Consider the following 20,322-nt stretch of genomic DNA (forward strand, 5'->3'; position numbering starts at 1 on the left):
GGATTACTCCGGCAGGCGGCCTGCCAGGGCCACCCAGCCTTCATGTTCGGCCCAGACGGTCAGGGCGATCCAGGGCGCGTAGGCGTTGATGACTTCTTGCGCCTGGCGATCCAGCACGCCCGAGAGCACCAGCGCACCGCCGGCGCGCACGCGGCCGGCCAGCATGGGGGCCATCAGCTGCAGGGGGCCGGCCAGGATGTTGGCCACCACCACGTCGAAGCGCTCACCTTCCGGGTGGGCTGCGGCGAAGGGTTCCGGCAGGTAATAAGTCGCGCTGCAGTGGTTGCGTTCGGTATTGTGCTTGGCTGACTCCAGCGCCTGCGGATCGATGTCCACCCCGATCACCTGCGGCACGCCGATCTTGGCCGCCACCAGGGCCAGGATGCCCGAGCCGCAGCCGTAGTCCAGCAGGGTTTGGGCCTGGGTGGCATTGGCTTCCAGCCACTCCATGCACAGCCGGGTGGTCGGATGGCTGCCCGTGCCGAAGGCCAGGCCCGGGTCCAGTTCCAGCACCAGGGCGTCCGGATCGGACGGTGCCTCGTGCCAGCTGGGTACCACCCAGATACGCTGGCCGATGTGGATGGGCTCGAACTGGGATTGCGTCAGGCGCACCCAGTCCTGCTCTTCCACAGTGCGCGTGGCAAAGGGCAGGGCATAGTCCAGGCCGATGGCCTTGGCCGCATCCATCACGATGGTGGCGTGGTCGGCATCCTTGCCGGCCAGCGCCACCACACGGCTGCGGTCCCAGGCGGCTTCTTCCGGCTCCATGCCGGGTTCGCCGAAGAGCGGACGCTCGGCGTCCGTCCCTTCATCGGCATCTTCCACCGACACCGAGAGGGCGCCAGAGTCCATCAGGGCGTCGGACAATGCTTCCGCCTGTTCGCGCGCCACTTCGATGACGATTTCTACCCAAGCCATGCTTGCCTGCCTTTGCTGTCGTTACTGTTATTACTGTTGTTGCTGCTGAACTGCGATTTACTTCTTGAGGGACTTGTCCGCTTCCGGCGCCGTCGGGCGTTCCGACAACTTATGTTCCAGATAATGGATATTGGTTCCGCCTTCGAAGAAACGTGCATCCACCATCAGCTCGCGGTGCAGCGGGATATTGGTCGAAATGCCTTCCACCACCATCTCCGACAGGGCGATCTGCATGCGGCGGATGGCCTGTTCGCGGGTCGCACCGTAGGCAATCACCTTGCCGACCATGGAATCATAGTTGGGCGGCACGAAATAACCCGAGTAGGCATGCGAATCAACGCGGATGCCAGGACCACCCGGCACGTGCCACGCCGTGATACGGCCCGGCGAGGGGATGAACTTGAACGGATCCTCGGCGTTGATGCGGCACTCGATGGCGTGACCCTTCAGTTCGATGTCGCGCTGGCGGTAACGCAGCTTTTCGCCGGCGGCGATGCGGATCTGTTCCTGCACGATGTCCACACCGGTAATCATTTCGGTCACCGGGTGTTCCACCTGCACGCGGGTGTTCATCTCGATGAAGTAGAACTCTTCATTTTCGTAAAGGAACTCGAAGGTACCGGCGCCACGATAGTTCATCTTGCGGCAGGCTTCGGCGCAGCGTTCGCCGATCTTCTCGATGATCTTGCGCGGGATGCCCGGTGCTGGCGCTTCCTCGATCACCTTCTGGTGGCGGCGCTGCATGGAGCAGTCGCGCTCGCCCAGCCAGACGGCTTGCTTGTGCTCGTCGGCCAGGATCTGGATTTCCACGTGGCGCGGATTTTCCAGATACTTCTCCATATAGACTTCCGGATTGCCGAAGGCGGCACCGGCTTCGGTCTTGGTCATGGTCACGGCATTGATCAGCGCGGCTTCGGTATGCACCACGCGCATGCCACGGCCACCACCGCCGCCGGCCGCCTTGATGATGACCGGATAGCCGATCTTGCGGGCGATCTGGACGATTTCCTTGGGGTTGTCCGGCAACGCGCCTTCCGAACCCGGCACGCAGGGCACGCCGGCGCGGATCATGGCCTGCTTGGCCGAGACCTTGTCACCCATCATGCGGATGTTTTCCGCGCGCGGGCCGATGAAGACGAAGCCGGACTGTTCCACGCGCTCGGCGAAATCGGCGTTTTCCGAGAGGAAGCCGTAGCCGGGGTGGATCGCCTGGGCGTCCGTCACTTCAGCGGCGCTGATGATGGCCGGCATGTTCAGGTAGGACAGGGCCGACGGGGCCGGGCCGATGCAGACCGACTCATCGGCCAGCTTCACGTACTTGGCCTCGCGGTCGGCCTCGGAGTGCACGACCACGGTCTTGATACCCAGTTCGCGGCAGGCGCGCTGGATACGCAGGGCAATTTCGCCACGGTTGGCGATGAGGATTTTTTCAAACATAACAGGAATGAGGCGTCGCCAGGTTCAAGCGTTATAGGTTCCGGAGCCGGGCCGCGGCAGCCGGCATGTGCCGCGCGGCGGCCGTTGCTGCCAGGCCAGGGACTGCTGCGGCGGGAATCAGCCCAGCACGAACAGCGGTTGGCCGAACTCGACGGCCTGGCCGTTTTCCACCAGGATCTGCTTGACCACGCCACCCTTGTCGGCGTCGATTTCGTTGAGCAGCTTCATGGCTTCGATGATACACAGGGTATCGCCTTCCTTGACTTCCTTGCCCACTTCGACGAAGGCCGGTGCGCCCGGTGCCGAGGAACGGTAGAAGGTACCGACCATGGGCGACTTGACGATGTAGCCTTCCGGCACGGCCGGCGCCGCCGGTGCGGCAGCGGGAGCAGCAGCAGCCGGGGCGGCCGCGGCCACGGGGGCAGCGGCGGGAGCGTAGGCTTGCTGTTGCGGCACCATCACGACCTGGTTCTGGGCATTCGGGGACGACTTGACGATGCGGACCTTGCTTTCGCCTTCGGTGACTTCCAGCTCTTCGATGGCCGATTCAGCAACCAGGTCGATCAGCGTCTTGAGTTTTCGTAAATCCATTTGAATCCCTCGGAATGTAGATGAGTAGTGTTAAACGAAACGCCGGCGCTCTGTGGCGCCCGGCGGGTTCAGTCTGGGTCTTGCAGTACGTGAAGCGATCCGTTCGAAGCGGCGTGTCCGCCCTCAGGATTGACGCAGCCAGAAATCAACGGCCATACGATAGCCATCGACCCCGAAGCCGCACAGGACTGCCCGGGCAATGCCGGACAGATAGGAAAAATGCCGGAACTCCTCGCGCTGGTGCACATTGGAGATATGCAATTCCACGAAGGGGATCGCCACCCCGGCCAGCGCATCGCGCAGGGCCACGCTGGTATGGGTCAATCCACCCGGGTTGATGATGATGCCATCGACCCCCTCCAGGCGTGCCTGGTGGATGCGGTCGATCAGCGCACCTTCGTGGTTGCTCTGGAAGGTGGCCAGGGTCGCGCCGGCGGCGCGGGCCTGTTCTTGTGCACGCTGTTCGATATCGGCCAGCGTGGTGGATCCGTAGACTTCCGGCTCCCGGGTTCCGAGCAGATTGAGGTTCGGTCCATTGAGCAGGAGAAGCTGTTTTGCCATGGAGATTAAGCTCCGTTTGACGACGATGCGCGCATTTTGCCGTCAAATGCCATCATTTGGCAAGAAAAACTTTCTTTTCACGGATTTGCGTTTGCGGGCCGCCGAGGTGGCCCTGCAAGTGACTCTGCGATTCAGAGCTGTGACAGGTCGGCGCGCAGTTCATCGAACTTGATGCGGCCCAGGTAGACCTTTTTGACGTTGCCGTCCTTGCCCACCAGAGCGGTGAACGGAAGACCGCCCGCCTGATTGCCGAATTGCCGCAGCAAATCGGTGGCGCCGGTTCCGGCAACGAAGAGAGGATAGCGGATTTGGTACTTTTGCGCAAACTTGGCGATATTTTCCTGACTATCGACGCCAATTCCGAGGATTTGCACCGGCGCGATCTCCTGCTGCAAGGCCGTCAGCTCGGGCATTTCTTCCACGCAGGGGCCGCACCAGGTGGCCCAGAAGTTCAGGACCAGGGGTTTGCCCTTGTATTGCGCCAGCGATTGGGTCTGGCCGCTGGCATCCGGCATCGATTGCGACAGCAGCTTGTTGAGCGCCTGGGTCTCGGGGGAGGCGGGCGGGTTGGCGCGATGGCTGGCATAGACGCCAACACCCACGCAAACGACCGCAACCACGGCCAACAGGATCACATTTTTCAGTTTCGTCATGAATCAGTCCTCGGAGGGGGCATCGATGAGCGCCGCCAGCGCGGCCGCATCGCCGCGCTCGGGGCGTTTGCCAGGGGCGGCACGCAGGCTGCCGCGCAGGTCGTCTTCGTCATACAGGGCCAGATGGGCCAGTTCGGGGTCGGCACCGCGCTGGGGCAGCAGGAAGCTCAGGGTTTCCACCGTCTGGCCGGTGCGGAAGTGGCTGGTTTCGCCGACCTCGAAGTTCACATTCTTGTTCAGAAGAAAAATCTCGACATCCTTGGCGCTGGGCGAGAACAGCTGCAGGTGGATGTCCGAATGTTCACCTGCCGTGCCATTCCACACCGCGCCGGTAATATAAGGATTGAACTGCTGCAGGTCCTGCATCAGCTGCAGGGCCACCTGGCGCAGGTGCAACAGGCGCGCCGGCTGGGTATCGGCAAAGAAGAGTTCGTTGTAGATGCGGACTTCTTCTTCGATCTGCTCGTTATCCGGCATGATCTCGCCGCGCACCTTCTGGTTGCCCAGGATCTGTTTGGCCGCCTTGCGCTTGGCGCTGCCGTAGTCGGCGCCATCTTCGGCGATCATGCGCGCGGCGGCGGCGGCGATTTCTGCACGCAGCTGCTCGGTGGGGGAGGTGAATTCAAATTCAGACATGGGCGACATCATACTCGTTAGCAGGTGCAGCCGCCGGCTCAGGTAAAATCGCGGGATTACACCCCAAGATTCGCTATGCATATACACATCCTCGGCATCTGCGGCACCTTCATGGGCGGCCTGGCCGTGCTGGCCAAAGAGGCCGGCCATACCGTGACCGGCTGCGACGCCAACGTCTATCCCCCCATGAGCACCCAGCTGGAAGCCCAGGGCATCACCCTGACCCAGGGTTTCGAGCCGTCGCAGGTGGAGATCAAGCCGGATCTGTTCGTCATCGGCAACGTGGTCTCGCGCGGCAACCCGCTGATGGAGGAGATCCTCAACCGCGGCCTGCCCTATGTCTCCGGCCCGCAATGGATGGGCGAGAACATCCTGCAGGACAAGTGGGTCCTGTCGGTGGCCGGCACGCATGGCAAGACCACCACCTCGGCCATGCTGGCCTGGGTGCTGGAACACGCGGGCTACCAGCCGGGCTTCCTGATCGGCGGGGTGCCGATGAACTTCGGCATATCGGCACGCCTGGGCAGTGATGGCCAGGGGGGACCGTCGCCCTTCTTCGTCATCGAGGCCGACGAGTACGACACCGCCTTCTTCGACAAGCGCAGCAAGTTCGTGCACTACCGCAGCCGTACCGCCGTGCTGAACAATCTTGAGTACGATCACGCCGACATCTTCCCCGATCTGGGGGCCATCGAGACGCAATTCCACCATCTGGTGCGCACCGTGCCCGGGCTCGGCCGGGTCATCGTCAATGGCCGTGAAGCCGCATTGCAGCGCGTGCTGGCGCGCGGCTGCTGGAGCGAACGTGAAGATTTTGGCGTAGCCGCCGACCAGCCCGGCTGGTCGCTGCAGACCCATGAGGATGGCCGTTTCGAGGTCTTCTTTGAAGGCCAGTCGCAAGGTACGGTGGACTGGTCGCTGACCGGTGAACATAACCGCATGAACGCCCTGGCCGCGATTGCCGCTGCCCGCCACGTAGGCGTGCCGGCGGCCCAGGCCATCGAGGCATTGGGCGCTTTCCAGAGCGTGAAGCGGCGTATGGAGCTGCGCGGCAGCGCCAATGGCGTGGCCGTCTATGACGATTTCGCCCATCACCCGACCGCCATCGCCACCACCGTGGCCGGCCTGCGCAAGAAGGTCGGTAGCGCTCGCATCCTGGCCGTGCTGGAGCCGCGCTCCAACACCATGAAGCTGGGCACGATGAAAGAAGCTCTGCCGGGCAGCTTGACTGATGCTGACCTGGTCTTCGGTTTCGGCGCCCAGTCCGGGCGTGATGCGCTGGGCTGGGACCTGGCCGAGGCGCTGGCCCCGTTGGGTCAGAAAGCCGCTGCCTTCCACGACCTCGACGCGCTGGTGCAAGCCGTCAAGGCCGCCGCGCAGCCGGGCGACCATGTGCTGGTGATGAGCAATGGCGGCTTCGGCGGCGTACACCAGAAGCTGCTGGACGCGCTGGCATGATCCTGTACCTGCACGGCTTTCGTTCCTCGCCGCAGTCCTTCAAGGCGCGCGTGATGGGACAGCGCATGGCCGCCCTCGGCCTGCAGGACCAGTACGTCTGCCCGCAACTGCCGGCCTCGCCGGCCGGGGCCATCGCCCTGGCCGGTGCGCTGGTGGCAGGGGTGGACCCGGCGCAGCTGACCGTGGTCGGCTCGTCGCTGGGCGGCTACTACGCCACCTGGCTGGCCGAACACACCGGCTGCCGGGCGGTGCTGGTCAACCCGGCGGTCAAGCCGCCGCGTGACCTGGAATCCTATGTCGGCGTGACCACGCAATACCACTCCGACGAAACCTTTGAATTCAAGCGCGAGTACATCGCCGAGCTGCTGGCCCTGTCGGTGCCGGCGATTACGCGCCCGGAGCGCTATTTCCTGCTGGCTGCCACCGGCGACGAAGTGCTGGACTGGCGCGAGATGGTGGCCCATTACCCCGGCGCGCGCCAGACCGTCATCGAGGGCAGCGACCATGGCATGGCCGAATTTGCCGACCATCTCGACGAGGTGCTGGCCTTCTGCGGCGTGGACCTGCCCGGCAAGGCGGTGCGCTGATGCCCCATGCTGTCCGCAAGGCGCGCTGGATGGCGCATCCGCAGGCATTGGCGGCGCTGCTGGCGGCCGATGGCGACCTGGTGCGGCGCACCCGCGCCTGGCTGGCCGACCCCGGTTCCATGACCCTGAAATTGAAGAAACGGACCGAAAGCTTCAGCGTGCGCCTGCTGCGCCAGCGCCCGGGCCGCATCCTGGCCGATGAGCATGAAGCCTTGTGCATATCGCCCCGTAGCCGGGTGGTGGAGCGCGATGTCATCCTGCTGGGCGACGGGCAGCCGGTGGTGTTTGGCCATACGGTGCTGTCGACCAGCTCGGTCAAGTCTGACTGGCCCTTTTTCAGCAAGCTCGGCAGCACGCCACTGGGGGCCAACTTGTTCTTTGATCCGCTGGTCGGGCGCAGCCCCATCCAGTATGCTCGGCTGTCCGCCGGCCACCCGCTGATGCGCCGCATCGCGCAGGCCTTGCCCGGGTCCGAATTGCCGACCAGTTTGCTGGCGCGCCGCTCCCTGTTTACCCGGCGCGGCGGCGTGCTGATGGTCACCGATGTTTTCCTGCCGGCACTGGAGGCGCTGATGCGTCCGCTGCCGGCCCACGTACCGATTGAAAAGCGATAGAAGCAGATGAATTTATTGTTCGAAGAATCCGGCGATTTCAAGGCCGGCTCCATCATGACCCAGCAGGGCGAGTCCTACCAAGTCGAGATGGCCTCCGGCAAGCGCGCCAAAGTCAAGTCGCGCGATGCGCTGCTGCAATTCGCTGCCCCCGCGCCGCAGGAGCTGATGCAACAGGCCCAGGCCATCGCTGATGAAGTCGACCTGGATTTCCTGTGGGAAGTGGCCGGCGAAGAAGAATTCGGTTTCACCGACCTGGCCGCCGAGTATTTCGGGCATGCCCCGCTGCCGCCGGAAGCGGCCGGCCTGCTGCTGTGCCTGCATCGCGCGCCGATCTATTTCTACAAGAAGGGTCGTGGTCGCTACAAGGCGGCCCCGCAAGCCTCGCTGCAGGCCGCCCTGGCCGGGCTGGAAAAGAAGAAGCAGCAACTGGCCGCACAGGCCGTGTATGTGGAAGAACTCAAGGCCCACAAACTGCCGGAAGCCTTCCGCCCCATCGCCCTGCAACTGCTCTTCAAACCGGACAAGAACGGCATCGAATTCAAGGCCCTGGACGCCGCCGCCAAGGAAATGCAGACCACCCCGCAACGCCTGATGCTGGCTGCCGGTGGCGTGGCCTCGCCCAAGGATCTACATTACGCGCGTTTCCTCTACGAATTCTTCCCGCGCGGCACCGGCTTCCCGGCCATCGATATCCCGCCGGCGGCTACCGACCTGCCGCTGGCCGATGTCCAGGCTTTCTCCATCGATGACGTGACCACCACCGAGATCGATGATGCCCTGTCGGTCACCCGCCTGCCGGACGGCAAGCTGCGCGTGGGCATCCACATCGCCGCACCGGGTCTGGCCATCAAGCGTGGCGATGCGATCGATGCGATTGCGCGTGCGCGCATGTCCACCGTCTACATGCCGGGCGAAAAGATCACCATGCTGCCGGACGACCTGGTGGCCACTTATACGCTGGATGCCGGGGCTGCGCGTCCTGCGCTGTCGCTGTATGCCACGCTGGATGCAGCCAGCTGGGAAGTGCTGGGCACCGAGACCCGCGCCGAGCTGGTGCCGATCGCCGCCAACCTGCGCCACAACGACCTCGACGAGCTGGTCACCGAGGAAGCGCTGGCCGAGAATCGCGGCGACTATCCGCACAAGGAAGAGATCGCGCTCCTGTGGCAGTGGGTGCAATTGCTGGAACAGGGCCGCATGGCCAAGCGCGAGAGTTTCGGCCTGCGCCCGGAACAGAACAATCGCGTCGACTTCAATTTCTATGTCGAGAACGATGTGGTGAGCATCGTGCGCCGCCGCCGTGGTGCGCCGCTGGACAAGATCGTGGCCGAGCTGATGATCTTCGCCAACAGCACCTGGGGCAAGCTCATGGCCGATCACGGCGTGCCGGGCATCTACCGCGCACAAGGCGGCGGGGCCGGTGGCTGGGCCGCCAAGATGCAGGTGCGCATGGTCACTCACGCCGCGCCTCACCAGGGCCTGGGCGTGGATCAATATGCCTGGAGCACCTCGCCGCTGCGCCGCTATACCGACCTGGTCAACCAGTGGCAGATCCTGGCCTGCATCGAGCACGGCGTGACCGCGCCGCTGGTGGCGCCCTTCAAGCCGCGCGATGCCGATCTCTTCGCCATCGTCTCGGGCTTCGATGCGGCTTACTCCGGCTATGCCGATTTCCAGTCGACCATGGAACGCTACTGGTGCCTGCGCTGGCTGGCGCAGGAAAACGCCCGTACCGTGGAAGCGGTGGTGCTCAAGGATGAAATCCTGCGCCTGGTCGAGATCCCGCTGGTGCTGCGCATGCCGGGCCTGCCGCAGCTGGCGCGCGGCCTGCAGGTCAAGCTGGATCTGCTGCGCTGGGACGAGGTCGACCTGACCGTGGAGGCGCGCCTGCTGGAAGTGCCGGCCGCTGCGGCTCAGGCGCTGGCCAGCGATCTCGGTGAAGACGATGATGAGTTGCTCGAAGGCATGGCCTCCATGGGCAGCGAAGAACAGGGCGAGGAAGCCGCTGCCGAGCAAAATTCGGTACAGAACAATGTACAGAACGATGCACAGGATTCCGTACAGGAAAATGCACAGGAAGAGCGACATCCCGACGCCGCCGATGCCGACGAAAACCCGTCGGCCCAAGCCGCGCAATGACGCGGTGCTGGCGTAGAATTGGCGCTGTGAATATCGTCGTTGCTCCCCGTCTGCTGTGAATCTGTTTGCCCAACATCGTCTGCTGAGCGTCGCGCTCGGAATCTCGCTGCTGGTGCATGGCCTGCTGCTGGCCGTGCACTTCGCCGCGCCCGACGCCTTCCGCTTCAAGCCGTCCGATCCGGAACTGGAAGTCATCCTGGTCAACGCCAAGCATGACAAGAAGCCGGTCAACGCTCAGGCGCTGGCGCAGGCCAACCTGGATGGCGGCGGCAATGCCGACGACGGCCGCGCCCGATCGCCGCTGCCGGACATGCAGCACGTGGAGAGCGGTGACAGCGTCAAGGCCGCGCAGCGCAAGGTGGCTGAACTGGAACAGCAGCAGCGCAAGATGCTGGCGCAGTTGCAGGAGGCGCGCCAGCACGTGGCCAGCGCCGAGCAGCAGAAGCCGGTCGAGACGCCGCAGCCCAACGCGCGCGACCTGACCGAAACCGCCAAGGCCATGGCGCGCATGGAAGCCGAACTGGCCAAGGACATCGCGCAATACAACAAGCGCCCCAAGAAGACCCAGATCACGCCAAGCACCCGCGAAGTCGGTTATGCCCAGTACTTCAAGGCGCTGCAGGACAAGATAGAAAAGGTCGGCACCCTGAACTTCCCGACCCGCGACGGCAAGAAGCTCTACGGTGAACTGCTGGTAGTGATCCCGGTATTCCAGGATGGCAGCATCTACGAGCGCGATGGCGGGGTGGTGGTGCGCACCAGTTCCGGCAATGCCGCGCTGGACCAGGCGGCGGTGGCCATCGTGCGGCGCTCGGTGCCGTTCGGCCGTTTTCCGGAGAACATGCGCACCAGCGGCAAGGATGATGTGTGGGAAGTCATCGTGACCTTCCGTTTCACCCGTGACCAGGGCGTGCAGGCAGAACTGGGGGCCGGCTGATATCGCCAGCGGCGCAGCGGTCCGATACAAGAACAGCAAAGAGCAGTCAGAACATATAACGAGGGAGCAGGCAAACCACCATGGATGAATACGTCGTCATCGGCAATCCGATTGCCCACAGCAAGTCGCCCGAGATCCATGCGCAGTTCGCCGCCCAGACCGGCCAGTCGCTGCATTACGATCGCCTGCTGGTTCCGCTGCACGGTTTCAAGGCAGCGGTGCAGGTGTTCCAGCGGCGCGGAGGACGCGGTGCCAACGTCACCGTTCCCTTCAAGCTGGAAGCGCATGCGCTGGCCGATCAACTGACCGAACGCGCGCGTCTGGCCGGTGCGGTCAATACGCTCAAGTTCGAAGGCGGCCGCATCCTCGGCGACAACACGGATGGTGCCGGCCTGGTGACCGACATCATGGTCAATGCCGGCCAGGCGCTGGCAGGCCGTCGCGTGCTGTTGCTCGGCGCCGGCGGTGCCTCGCGTGGCGCGCTGCTGCCGCTGCTGCAACAGCAGCCGGCCGAACTGGTGATCGTCAACCGCACGCAAGCCAAGGCCGATGAACTGGCGCGCCAGTTCCGGGAATTCGGCCCGGTACGCAGTGCGGCCTATGCCGAACTGGAGGGCGTGTTCGATGTCATCATCAACGCTACCTCGGCCAGCCTGTCGGACGATCTGCCGCCGCTGCCGGTATCGGTGTATGGCAGCGAGACCCTGGCCTACGACATGATGTATGGCCGCCAGCCTACGGTCTTCATGCAGAGCGCCCAGCAACACGGGGCCAGCGTGCGCGATGGCCTGGGCATGCTGGTCGAGCAGGCCGCCGAAGCCTTCCAGCTGTGGCGCGGCGTGCGGCCCGCCACCGCAGAGGTGTTTGCCAGCCTGCGCCAGCAGTTGTCGCAATAAGCACTAAGCACCAAGCACCAAGCAAAAGGCCGGCAGTCCTCCACAGATGTAGAGGACCGCAGGAGTGCAGGACGGTATGAGTGCATGAGTGCATCTCTGCAGGATCGCACCATGACGGAATTTCCCGGATCGACAGAACACGGCAACAAAACAACAACCGGCTCATGAAATCGCTACGCAAGCTGCTCTTCTGGATCATCGTCCTGCCCATCACCCTGGTACTGCTGCTGCAGCTGTACTTCTTCGTCCAGATCTGGTGGTGGAAGGATCACAATCCGGAGTCCACCAGTTTCATGCGCCAGCAGTTGTCGATCCTGCGCGAGAAGGACCCGAATGCCCAGCTGCAATTCCGCTGGGTGCCTTACGCTCGCATCTCCAACAATCTCAAGCGCGCCATCATCGCCTCGGAAGACTCCAACTTCTCCGAGCATGACGGCATCGACTGGGAGGCCCTGCAGAAGGCCTACGAAAAGAACGAGAAGAAGGGCAAGGTGGTGGCCGGCGGTTCCACCATCACCCAGCAGCTGGCCAAGAACCTGTTCCTATCGGGCGAGCGCAGTTACCTGCGCAAGGGCCAGGAATTCATCATCACCTACATGCTGGAATTCCTGCTCGACAAGCAGCGCATCTTCGAGCTCTACCTCAACGTGGTGGAGTGGGGCAACGGTGTCTTCGGTGCCGAGGCCGCAGCCCAGCATTACTACCGCACCACGGCCGCCAATCTCGGCGCCGAACAGGCGGCACGGCTGGCGGTGATGCTGCCGCGTCCGCGCTATTACGACCGCAATCGCGGCTCCGGCTATCTGGCCGCGCGCACCAGCCTGATCCTGCGCCGCATGAACGCAGCCACGCTGCCGCCCACGCACAAGTAATCCTGCGCTGCTGCCGCAGCCACATGACCGCCGTATGACAGCGCACTCGGTTCGCCACAGCCGTGCGGCATGCGGCGCATTGGCGCTTGCCTGGCACGGGGCTTGAACGTACACTTGCGCACGTTTCGCGCCTGTCGCCACGGGCTGCCGCATTTCACCCGGGACTCTTCCCCCCGCGTTCCACCGAGCGAGAACCCATGATCAATGTATTCGTGTTGCAAAACGGACGGCTGAGCCAGGTCAACATCGACAGCCGCACCGACCTCGAACAGGCCGCGCCGGTCTGGGTGGACCTGACCGAACCGAATGACGAAGAGCGCGCCTGGGTCAAGAGCATCTACGGCGTGACCCTGCCCGACGAGGACGAATTCAGCGACATCGAAGCCTCGGCCCGTTACTTCGAAGCCGAGAACGGCGACCTGCACCTGCGCACCGACTTCCTCTTCGAAGGCGACGACGATTCTTCCTCCACCATGACGGTGGCCTTCATCCTGGCACGCAACATCCTGTTCTCGGTGCATGCGGAAGACCTGCCGGTGTTCCGCCTGGTGCGCATGCGTGCGCGCTCGCGGCCCGGTTCCATCGGCGACTACCGCGACGTGCTGCTCGACCTCTACGAGACCGATGCCGAATATTCGGCCGATGCCCTCGAAGGCATCTACCAGAAGCTCGAAGCGGTGAGCACCAGCGTGCTCAAGAAAAGCCTCTCCGACCAGGCCGCCGCCGAAGTGCTCAACACCATCGCCCACGAAGAAGACTTGAACGGCCGCATCCGCCGCAACATGATGGATACGCGGCGCGCGGTCAGCTTCCTGATGCGCGGACGTCTGCTCAGTTCGGAGCAGTTCGAGGATGCGCGCCAGATCCTGCGCGACATCGAATCCCTGGATGGCCACACCGCCTTCCTCTTCGACAAGATCAACTTCCTGATGGATGCCACCGTCGGCTTCATCAACATCAACCAGAACAAGATCATCAAGATCTTCTCGGTGGCCTCGGTGGCCTTCCTGCCGCCGACGCTGATCGCCAGCATCTACGGCATGAACTTCAAGGTCATGCCGGAACTGGATTGGGTGGTGGGTTATCCGCTGGCCATCCTGATGATGGTCGGGTCGGCCATCGCGCCGTTCTGGTATTTCCGTCGGCGCGGCTGGCTCAACTGAGACTGTCTGCTGACGGCGACGTCCTCATTTCTCCGACAAGCATTGCCGGGCTTCTCCGATGCCGCGCATGCAGGCTGCGCGGCACACTGCGAACATCGTCCATCGCATTCGTGCATTTGTGCAGAGGAGAACACCATGTCCGTCCGTCATCACTACATCTCGCTGGCCGTGATCAGCGCCAGTTTCGCCGGTCTGCTGATCGGCTGCGCGAGTCCGCAGCAAGCCCCTTATGGCGCGGCACCGACCTCGCAGAACTATGAACGCGTGGCGTCCTATTCCGGTACCGGCGTCGTGGAAGCCATTGAAGTGACCCACAAGGAAAGCAGCGGCGTGGCCGGTGCGGTGGTGGGTGGCGTGGCCGGTGGCCTGCTGGGCAATGCCGTCGGCGGCGGCACCGGCCGCGTGCTGGCGACGGTCGCGGGTGCCGCCGGTGGTGCCTATGCCGGTAACCAGGTCGAGCGCAATAACTCTGCCGGCCGCCAGGTTTACAACATCCGCGTGCGCATGAGCGATGGCTCCTTGCAGACCTTCGCGCAGGAAGACAATACCGATTTCCGCGTGGGGGATCGTGTGCGACTGGATAACGGCCGCATCAGCCGTTATTGATCGCCGTCAGCAAGCGTCATCAAGCGCCATTACTGATATTACTGATTGTTGAATTCATTTTGATACCGACCCGTTCGGTATTGAAACAGGCGCCAAACATCATGAAGCGCTAAAGAGAAAGCCGTTCGTGCCATGCACCGGACGGCTTTTTCGTTTCTGCGATCGGACCTCAGGCCGGGTGCAACGCGCCGAGCGCCCGCAAGCCGCGTGCCCCGGTCACCGCCGGCAGGTTGCCCGGCAGCCGCAGATCAAAGCGCCGCGCCAGCCAGGCAAAGGCCAACGCCTCCACATGCTGCGGAGACACGCCCAGAGCGGCCGTCGACTGCACGGTTGCGCGGCTGTCCAGTTGCTGCTGCAACAGCCGCATCAGGAAGGCATTCTCGGCGCCGCCTCCGCATACATAGACCTGCTGCGCCGTGGGTGCGTGCGCGACGATGGCGTCGGCAATGGTGCTGGCCGTGAGCAGCGTCAACGTGGCCTGCACATCTTCCGGGGCGATTGCATCGCCCGTGCGCAGCAGGGCCGCCTGCAGCCAGTCGAGATGGAACAGGTCGCGTCCCGAACTCTTGGGCGGCGGCAAGCGGAAGAAGGGTTCATCGCGCAATTGCGCCAGCAGTCCTGCGTGCACTTGTCCCGAGGCGCCCCAGTCGCCGTTGGCATCATAGGCGCGCTGCTGGTGCAAATGAATCCAGCCATCCATGAGCGCATTGCCGGGGCCGGTATCGAAGCCGTAAGCGCCGTCTTCCCCCGCCGGCAGGATGCTGATGTTGGCGATGCCGCCGATATTGACCACCACCCGCGACTGCGCCGCATCGCCGAAGATGGCGCGATGGAAAGCCGGCACCAGCGGTGCACCCTGGCCGCCGGCGGCGACGTCGCGGCTGCGGAAGTCGGCCACCACATCGATGTTGCACAGTTCGGCCAGCAGTGCCGGGTTGTTGGTCTGGCGGGTAAAACCGAGTTCGGGACGGTGGCGGATGGTCTGTCCATGCACGCCCACCAGGTGCACGTCGGCCGCCGTCTTGCCAGCCTGCAGCAGCAGTTGCGCCACGCAGTCGGCGTAATGCACGGCCAGCGCATTGGCGGCCAGGGCTTCGCGTTCGATCTCGTTGGGCCCGGCGGCCTGCAGGGCCATCAGGTCCGCGCGCAGATGGGCGGGGAAGGGCACGTAAGCCGCCGCCAGCGTGGCGGTGATCGTCTGGCCATCGAAGGCGGCCAGGACGCCGTCGACGCCGTCAAGACTGGTGCCGGACATCAGGCCGATGGTCAAAAAGGGAGAATCGTTCATGGCAGGCAGCTCGTAAAAAGAAAAGGGCGGCCGCTGATTCTACAGCGCCGCCCTGGTCGGGGAGTTCGGACAGCCCAGTCTTACTTGGCTGCCGCCAGCTTCACATCGGGCGCACCCGGCACGCGCAGCATGGCCATGCGATGCTGCATGTCGGCGGCCACGGTGCGGAAGCGCTGCAACTGCGGGCCGGTCAGGGCCTGGTTGTTGGGCACCTCCACCGACAGCGGATTGCGCGGCTGGTTGTTGACGCGGAACTCGTAGTGCAAGTGCGGGCCGGTGGCCCAGCCGGTCATGCCGACGAAACCGATCACGTCATTCTGGCTGACCTTCATGCCCTTCTTGATGTTGGGCGCGAAGCGGCTCATGTGGCCGTAGGCGGTGGAGTAGCCGCTCCAGTGCTTGATGACGACGATGTTGCCGTAGCCATTCTGCTGGCCCACGAAATCGACCACGCCATCGGCTGCTGCATGGATGGGCGTGCCGGTCGGGGCGGCGAAGTCCACGCCGGTATGCTGCTTCCACTGCCCCAGGATCGGGTGCAGGCGCATCGAGAAACCGGAAGAGATACGGGTGAAGGCCAGGGGCGACTTCAGGAACGCCTTCTTGAGCGACTTGCCATCGAAGGCGTAATAGCCGCCACCGCCGGTCTTGCTGGCCGGGTCGCTGAACCACACGGCCTGGTAGCGGTTGCCGGCATTGTCGAATTCACCGGCCAGCACGCGGCCGGTGCGCACCAGGTCGCCATTCTGATAGAAGGTCTCGTAGACCACGTTGAAACGGTCGCCACGGCGCAGGTCGGAGGCGAAGTTGATGTTGGTGGCGAACATGTCCACCAGCTGCATGGCCACCGCATCGGGGATCTGCGCGTTGTCGGTGGCGGCGAAGAGCGAGGAGAAGATGGTGCCGGCGCGCATTTCCACGCGGCGCTCCAGCACGGCGGGCTGGGCTTCGGCGGTGAGCTTGCCGTCGTGGCGCGCGATCACCAGGTTCTTGGGCGTGTCACTGCCGTCGTCGAGGGTGGCGGAGAGCTTGATGAGCTCGCCGTTGTCATCGGTCTGGGCCACGACGCGCTTGCCGGCGCGCAACTGCATCACGGTGCGCGCCAGGGTATCGGACTTGATGAAGGCGGTGGCCTCATCGTCATCCACACCGAGGCGGTTGAGCAGGGTGGCCAGGGTGTCGCCGCTGCGGACCTTCTCTTCGTTGACGTAATACTGCGAACGCTCTTCCAGTGCACTGATCTGCTGTTGCAGGTCGGGCAGGGCCAGCTCCTTGGAAATCGGGTTCACCGGGGCATCGCGCAGGTCCGGCTCGGCCGGGGCGAAGCCGGCGGCACCGATGGTGAAGGCAGCCAGGAACAGGGCGCTGGCACCGATGATGCGGGTCTTGGGCGAGGAAGCGGCGACTTTGTGGTGGCAGGACTGCAACGCGGAGAAGCACAGGGACGAGACGTGCTTGAGTTTATCTTGTGGGAACATGCAAACCGAATACGTTAAAATCTGACGTTTCCGTGGCGGATGGCGGGTGATGGCTGCAATGCGGCGTTTCCTGTCCCCCCGCCGTGTTGCGCCCGCGTAACATCGCCTACGGGTCGAGAACGTTTTCCTGCTGCTGAGCTTCTGAGGCCGCGTCCTGGCGCTGGGCAGAAAAAACGAAAGTCGGAATTATAGCAACACGATTTAGCGGTCCTGTCCTACAAAAGCCAATTTTTTAGTTATATCGATGAACGCCGACCAGTCCACCTCCGCCGCCGCTGCCCAAGCAGCTCCTTCCCGCCTGCCCCTCACCGACAAGGTGCAGGAAGCGCTGGCCATCACCAAGCGCGGCATCGATGAGCTGCTCATCGAAAGCGAATTCGCGCAAAAGCTGGCGCGCGCCGAGCAAAGCGGCCAGCCGCTGCGCATCAAGCTGGGCCTGGACCCGACCGCGCCCGACCTGCACCTGGGCCACACCGTGGTCCTGAACAAGATGCGCCAGCTGCAGAACCTGGGCCATCAGGTGATCTTCCTGATCGGCGATTTCACCTCGATGATCGGCGACCCGTCCGGCCGCAATGCGACGCGCCCGCCGCTGTCGCGCGAGCAGATCGAGATCAACGCCAAGACCTATTTCGCCCAGGCCAGCCTGGTGCTGGATCCGTCCAAGACCGAGATCCGCTACAACTCCGAATGGTGTGATGCCCTGGGCAGCCGCGGCATGATCCAGCTGGCCTCGCGCTACACGGTGGCGCGCATGATGGAGCGCGATGACTTCACCAAGCGCTTCAAGGAAGGCACGCCGATTTCGGTGCATGAATTCCTCTACCCGTTGATGCAGGGTTATGACTCGGTGGCCCTGAAGTCGGACCTGGAGCTGGGCGGCACCGACCAGAAATTCAACCTGCTGGTGGGCCGCGAACTGCAAAAGGATTTCGGCCAGGAGCCGCAGTGCATCCTGACCATGCCGCTGCTGGAAGGCCTGGACGGCGTGGAAAAGATGTCCAAGTCCAAGGGCAATTACATCGGCATCACCGAGCCGGCCAACACCATGTTCGCCAAGGTGATGAGCATTTCCGACGTGATGATGTGGCGCTACTACGAGCTGCTGTCGTTCCGTTCGATGGCCGAGATCGCCGGCTACAAGGCCGAGGTCGAGGCCGGCAAGAACCCGCGCGACATCAAGGTGGCGCTGTCCCAGGAAATCGTCGCCCGCTTCCACTCGCAGCAGGCCGCGGAAGATGCGCTGGCCGACTTCGTGAACCGCTCCAAGGGCGGCATCCCGGACGATATCCCTGAAGTCTCGCTGTCGGGCGCGCCGCTGGGCATCGGCCAGCTGCTCAAGCAGGCCAACCTGTGCGCCTCCACTTCGGAAGCGCTGCGCATGGTCGAGCAGGGCGGTGTGCGCATCGACGGCACCGTCATCAGCGACAAGGGCCTGAAGGTCGAGGCCGGCCAGTGCGTGGTGCAAGTGGGCAAGCGCAAGTTCGCCCGCGTCACCCTGGCGTAAGCTGGAACGCGCATGATCGCCCTCTTGCAGCGGGCCAGCCAGGCCTCGGTGGTGGTGGATGGCCAGACGCTGGGCAGCATCGGCACCGGGCTCATGGTGCTGGTCTGCGCCGAGCGCCATGACACCCCGGCCGAAGCCGACGCCCTCTTGAAGAAGCTGCTGGCCTATCGCGTCTTCAGCGACGAGGCCGGCAAGATGAATCGCAGCGTTGCCGACGTGCAAGGCGGCTTGCTGCTGATCCCGCAATTCACGCTGGCGGCCGATACCAATTCAGGCACGCGCCCGTCCTTCACGCCGGCGGCGGCACCGGAACTGGGACGGCAACTGTTCGACCACTTCGTGGCCCAGGCGCGTGCGCGCCATGGCGAGGAACGGGTGGGAACAGGGCGCTTCGGAGCCGATATGAAGGTGTCGCTCACCAACGACGGTCCGGTGACCTTCTGGCTGCAGGTCAAGCCCAAGGCGCCGGCTGCCGATATGAACGTTACTGAATAAAACCGAGCCCGGCATTGAAGCCGGGCGGCGCGTCCCCAAATGGATTCGTAATGCGTGTTGCATGTGGCCTTACTTTTAGGAGGTGATATGAAATTCTGGAGCGATTCTTTCAAGGACGGTGCCAACATCCCGGGCGAATTCGCCTTTGCGGTGATGGATCCCAAGACGCACGTGGCGCTCTCTGCCAATCGCAATCCGCACTTTGCCTGGAGCGATCTGCCGGCCGGCACCAAGTCGCTGGCGCTGGTGGTGCATGATCCCGACGTGCCTTCGCTCGGCGATGATGTGAATCAGGAAGGCAAGACCGTGCCGCTGGAACTGCCGCGTGTGGATTTCTATCACTGGACGCTGGTGGACATTCCGGCGGGCGTGAGCGAAATCAAGGCCGGCCAGTTCAGCAACGGCGTGACCGCGCGCGGCAAGCCGGGTCCGGCGGTGCTGGGCGATGTGATGCCGGGCGCGCGCCAGGGCATCAACGATTACACCGGCTGGTTCGCCGGTGACGGCGACATGCGCGGCGACTACTTCGGCTATGACGGCCCCTGCCCGCCGTGGAACGATGCGCTGGTGCACCGCTACATCTTCACGCTGTACGCGCTGGACGTGGAACAGCTGCCCGTGGTCGGCAACCTGGAAGGTTCGGTGGTGGTCACTGCGCTGCGCGACCATGTGCTGGATCAGGCGTCCCTCACCGGCCTCTACACCCTCAACCCCAACGCGGTACCGCGTAGCTGACCTGACTGCACTGCATGACCGACATCCTGCTGATCCGCCACGGCGAAACCGACTGGAACGTGGACAAGCGCCTGCAAGGGCATATCGACATCGGCTTGAATGAAGCCGGCCAGCGCCAGGTCCTGGCGCTGGGCGAGGCGCTGGCGGGGGAGGGCATCGATGCCGTTTTCGCCAGCGACCTGCAGCGTGCGCGTGATACGGCCCAGGCCGTGGCCGGGCCAGCGGGATTGACGGTGCAGATCGATGCGGGCTTGCGCGAGCGCTGCTACGGCGGCTTCGAGGGCTTGCGCCATACCGAGATCGAAGCGCGCTATCCGGAGGCGTATCGCCAGTGGAAGGCGCGCGAGCCGGACTTCCGCTATCCCGCCGGCGAGCGCATCGCCGAGACCATGCGCGAATTCTATGAACGTTCGGTGGCGGCCGTGCAGCGCGTGCTGGCTTCGGGCCGCTATCGCAAGGTGGCCATCGTCACGCATGGCGGCGTGCTGGAGTGCGTGCATCACTGGGCCAGCCAGACTTCCTTCGCCCAGCCACGCAGCTTTGACATCTTCAACGCCAGCGTCAATCGCCTGCACTGGGATGGCGAACGTGCCCACATCCGCTCCTGGGGCGAGATCGGGCATCTCCAGCGCGAGACGCTGGATGAGGTGGATCGCTGACTCTTTTCCTTTTCACAACCTGTGGTTTGTAAATTAAAAATACAAATTTAAATTTGTTTTGGCCAAATACAAACCACAACGCGTAAATGTGC

General features: G+C 63.8%; 21 protein-coding genes. 13 read left to right on the forward strand and 8 right to left on the reverse strand.

Annotated elements, in window-relative coordinates; all coding sequences use genetic code 11:
- Positions 1-3 precede the first annotated feature (3 nt).
- The 6 genes from prmA to E2K99_RS02250 form a co-directional block, all read right to left on the reverse strand.
- On the reverse strand, positions 4-918 hold the full coding sequence (gene prmA / locus E2K99_RS02225) for a 50S ribosomal protein L11 methyltransferase (RefSeq protein WP_134221201.1): 915 nt from the start codon (positions 916-918) through the stop codon (positions 4-6).
- Positions 919-975: 57 nt separating this feature from the next.
- Positions 976-2,355 (reverse strand): acetyl-CoA carboxylase biotin carboxylase subunit, encoded by a 1,380-nt coding sequence (gene accC / locus E2K99_RS02230; protein ID WP_134221202.1) that lies wholly within the window; start codon positions 2,353-2,355, stop codon positions 976-978.
- A 117-nt stretch (positions 2,356-2,472) separates the two neighbouring features.
- The gene (accB, locus tag E2K99_RS02235) at positions 2,473-2,946 is read right to left on the reverse strand and encodes an acetyl-CoA carboxylase biotin carboxyl carrier protein (RefSeq protein WP_121042608.1); all 474 of its coding nucleotides are present in this window, start codon (positions 2,944-2,946) and stop codon (positions 2,473-2,475) included.
- A 123-nt stretch (positions 2,947-3,069) separates the two neighbouring features.
- Complete coding sequence (gene aroQ / locus E2K99_RS02240) at positions 3,070-3,507, reverse strand: type II 3-dehydroquinate dehydratase (RefSeq protein WP_088756245.1); 438 nt, start codon at positions 3,505-3,507, stop codon at positions 3,070-3,072.
- 131 nt (positions 3,508-3,638) lie between these two features.
- Positions 3,639-4,160, reverse strand: a complete 522-nt coding sequence (locus E2K99_RS02245; protein ID WP_121042612.1) for a TlpA family protein disulfide reductase — start codon at positions 4,158-4,160, stop codon at positions 3,639-3,641.
- A gap of 3 nt (positions 4,161-4,163) precedes the next feature.
- Positions 4,164-4,805, reverse strand: coding sequence for a hypothetical protein (locus E2K99_RS02250; RefSeq protein WP_134221203.1), 642 nt, complete (start codon positions 4,803-4,805; stop codon positions 4,164-4,166).
- A gap of 66 nt (positions 4,806-4,871) precedes the next feature.
- Here E2K99_RS02250 and mpl point away from each other — a divergent pair, with 66 nt between their 5' ends.
- From mpl to E2K99_RS02295, 9 genes are all read left to right on the forward strand, one after another.
- Complete coding sequence (mpl, locus tag E2K99_RS02255) at positions 4,872-6,254, forward strand: UDP-N-acetylmuramate:L-alanyl-gamma-D-glutamyl-meso-diaminopimelate ligase (RefSeq protein ID WP_134221204.1); 1,383 nt, start codon at positions 4,872-4,874, stop codon at positions 6,252-6,254.
- Positions 6,251-6,841 (forward strand): YqiA/YcfP family alpha/beta fold hydrolase, encoded by a 591-nt coding sequence (locus E2K99_RS02260; RefSeq protein WP_134221205.1) that lies wholly within the window; start codon positions 6,251-6,253, stop codon positions 6,839-6,841. The genes mpl and E2K99_RS02260 overlap by 4 nt, the downstream gene beginning before the upstream one ends.
- The gene (locus E2K99_RS02265; RefSeq protein ID WP_134221206.1) at positions 6,841-7,455 is read left to right on the forward strand and encodes a chorismate--pyruvate lyase family protein; all 615 of its coding nucleotides are present in this window, start codon (positions 6,841-6,843) and stop codon (positions 7,453-7,455) included. The genes E2K99_RS02260 and E2K99_RS02265 overlap by 1 nt, the downstream gene beginning before the upstream one ends.
- Positions 7,456-7,461: 6 nt before the next feature.
- The gene (locus E2K99_RS02270; RefSeq protein WP_134221207.1) at positions 7,462-9,594 is read left to right on the forward strand and encodes an RNB domain-containing ribonuclease; all 2,133 of its coding nucleotides are present in this window, start codon (positions 7,462-7,464) and stop codon (positions 9,592-9,594) included.
- 55 nt (positions 9,595-9,649) lie between these two features.
- Positions 9,650-10,531, forward strand: coding sequence for a cell envelope integrity protein TolA (tolA, locus tag E2K99_RS02275; protein WP_134221208.1), 882 nt, complete (start codon positions 9,650-9,652; stop codon positions 10,529-10,531).
- A gap of 80 nt (positions 10,532-10,611) precedes the next feature.
- A complete protein-coding gene (aroE, locus tag E2K99_RS02280; RefSeq protein ID WP_134221209.1) occupies positions 10,612-11,427 on the forward strand; it encodes a shikimate dehydrogenase in 816 nt (271 codons plus the stop codon).
- Between the two features lie 164 nt (positions 11,428-11,591).
- A complete protein-coding gene (mtgA, locus tag E2K99_RS02285) occupies positions 11,592-12,299 on the forward strand; it encodes a monofunctional biosynthetic peptidoglycan transglycosylase (RefSeq protein ID WP_034341590.1) in 708 nt (235 codons plus the stop codon).
- A 197-nt stretch (positions 12,300-12,496) separates the two neighbouring features.
- Entirely contained in the window at positions 12,497-13,462 is a 966-nt protein-coding gene (gene corA / locus E2K99_RS02290) for a magnesium/cobalt transporter CorA (RefSeq protein ID WP_039789235.1), read from the forward strand.
- Positions 13,463-13,597: 135 nt separating this feature from the next.
- Positions 13,598-14,068, forward strand: a complete 471-nt coding sequence (locus tag E2K99_RS02295) for a glycine zipper 2TM domain-containing protein (protein WP_034341587.1) — start codon at positions 13,598-13,600, stop codon at positions 14,066-14,068.
- A 169-nt stretch (positions 14,069-14,237) separates the two neighbouring features.
- Here the strand turns inward: E2K99_RS02295 and E2K99_RS02300 are convergent, their stop codons facing one another.
- The gene (locus E2K99_RS02300) at positions 14,238-15,356 is read right to left on the reverse strand and encodes an anhydro-N-acetylmuramic acid kinase (protein ID WP_134221210.1); all 1,119 of its coding nucleotides are present in this window, start codon (positions 15,354-15,356) and stop codon (positions 14,238-14,240) included.
- Positions 15,357-15,436: 80 nt separating this feature from the next.
- Entirely contained in the window at positions 15,437-16,834 is a 1,398-nt protein-coding gene (locus E2K99_RS02305; RefSeq protein WP_034341584.1) for a M23 family metallopeptidase, read from the reverse strand.
- A gap of 244 nt (positions 16,835-17,078) precedes the next feature.
- Here E2K99_RS02305 and tyrS point away from each other — a divergent pair, with 244 nt between their 5' ends.
- From tyrS to E2K99_RS02325, 4 genes are all read left to right on the forward strand, one after another.
- Positions 17,079-18,341 (forward strand): tyrosine--tRNA ligase, encoded by a 1,263-nt coding sequence (tyrS, locus tag E2K99_RS02310; RefSeq protein ID WP_134221211.1) that lies wholly within the window; start codon positions 17,079-17,081, stop codon positions 18,339-18,341.
- 12 nt (positions 18,342-18,353) lie between these two features.
- Entirely contained in the window at positions 18,354-18,836 is a 483-nt protein-coding gene (dtd, locus tag E2K99_RS02315; protein WP_134221212.1) for a D-aminoacyl-tRNA deacylase, read from the forward strand.
- A gap of 87 nt (positions 18,837-18,923) precedes the next feature.
- Positions 18,924-19,571 carry a YbhB/YbcL family Raf kinase inhibitor-like protein gene (locus E2K99_RS02320; RefSeq protein WP_134221213.1) on the forward strand — a complete coding sequence of 216 codons (648 nt, stop codon included), beginning with the start codon at positions 18,924-18,926 and terminating at the stop codon, positions 19,569-19,571.
- A gap of 14 nt (positions 19,572-19,585) precedes the next feature.
- The gene (locus tag E2K99_RS02325) at positions 19,586-20,230 is read left to right on the forward strand and encodes a histidine phosphatase family protein (protein ID WP_121042637.1); all 645 of its coding nucleotides are present in this window, start codon (positions 19,586-19,588) and stop codon (positions 20,228-20,230) included.
- Positions 20,231-20,322: the final 92 nt, after the last annotated feature.

This window comes from Herbaspirillum huttiense (assembly GCF_004367745.1).
GTDB lineage: Bacteria > Pseudomonadota > Gammaproteobacteria > Burkholderiales > Burkholderiaceae_D > Herbaspirillum > Herbaspirillum huttiense.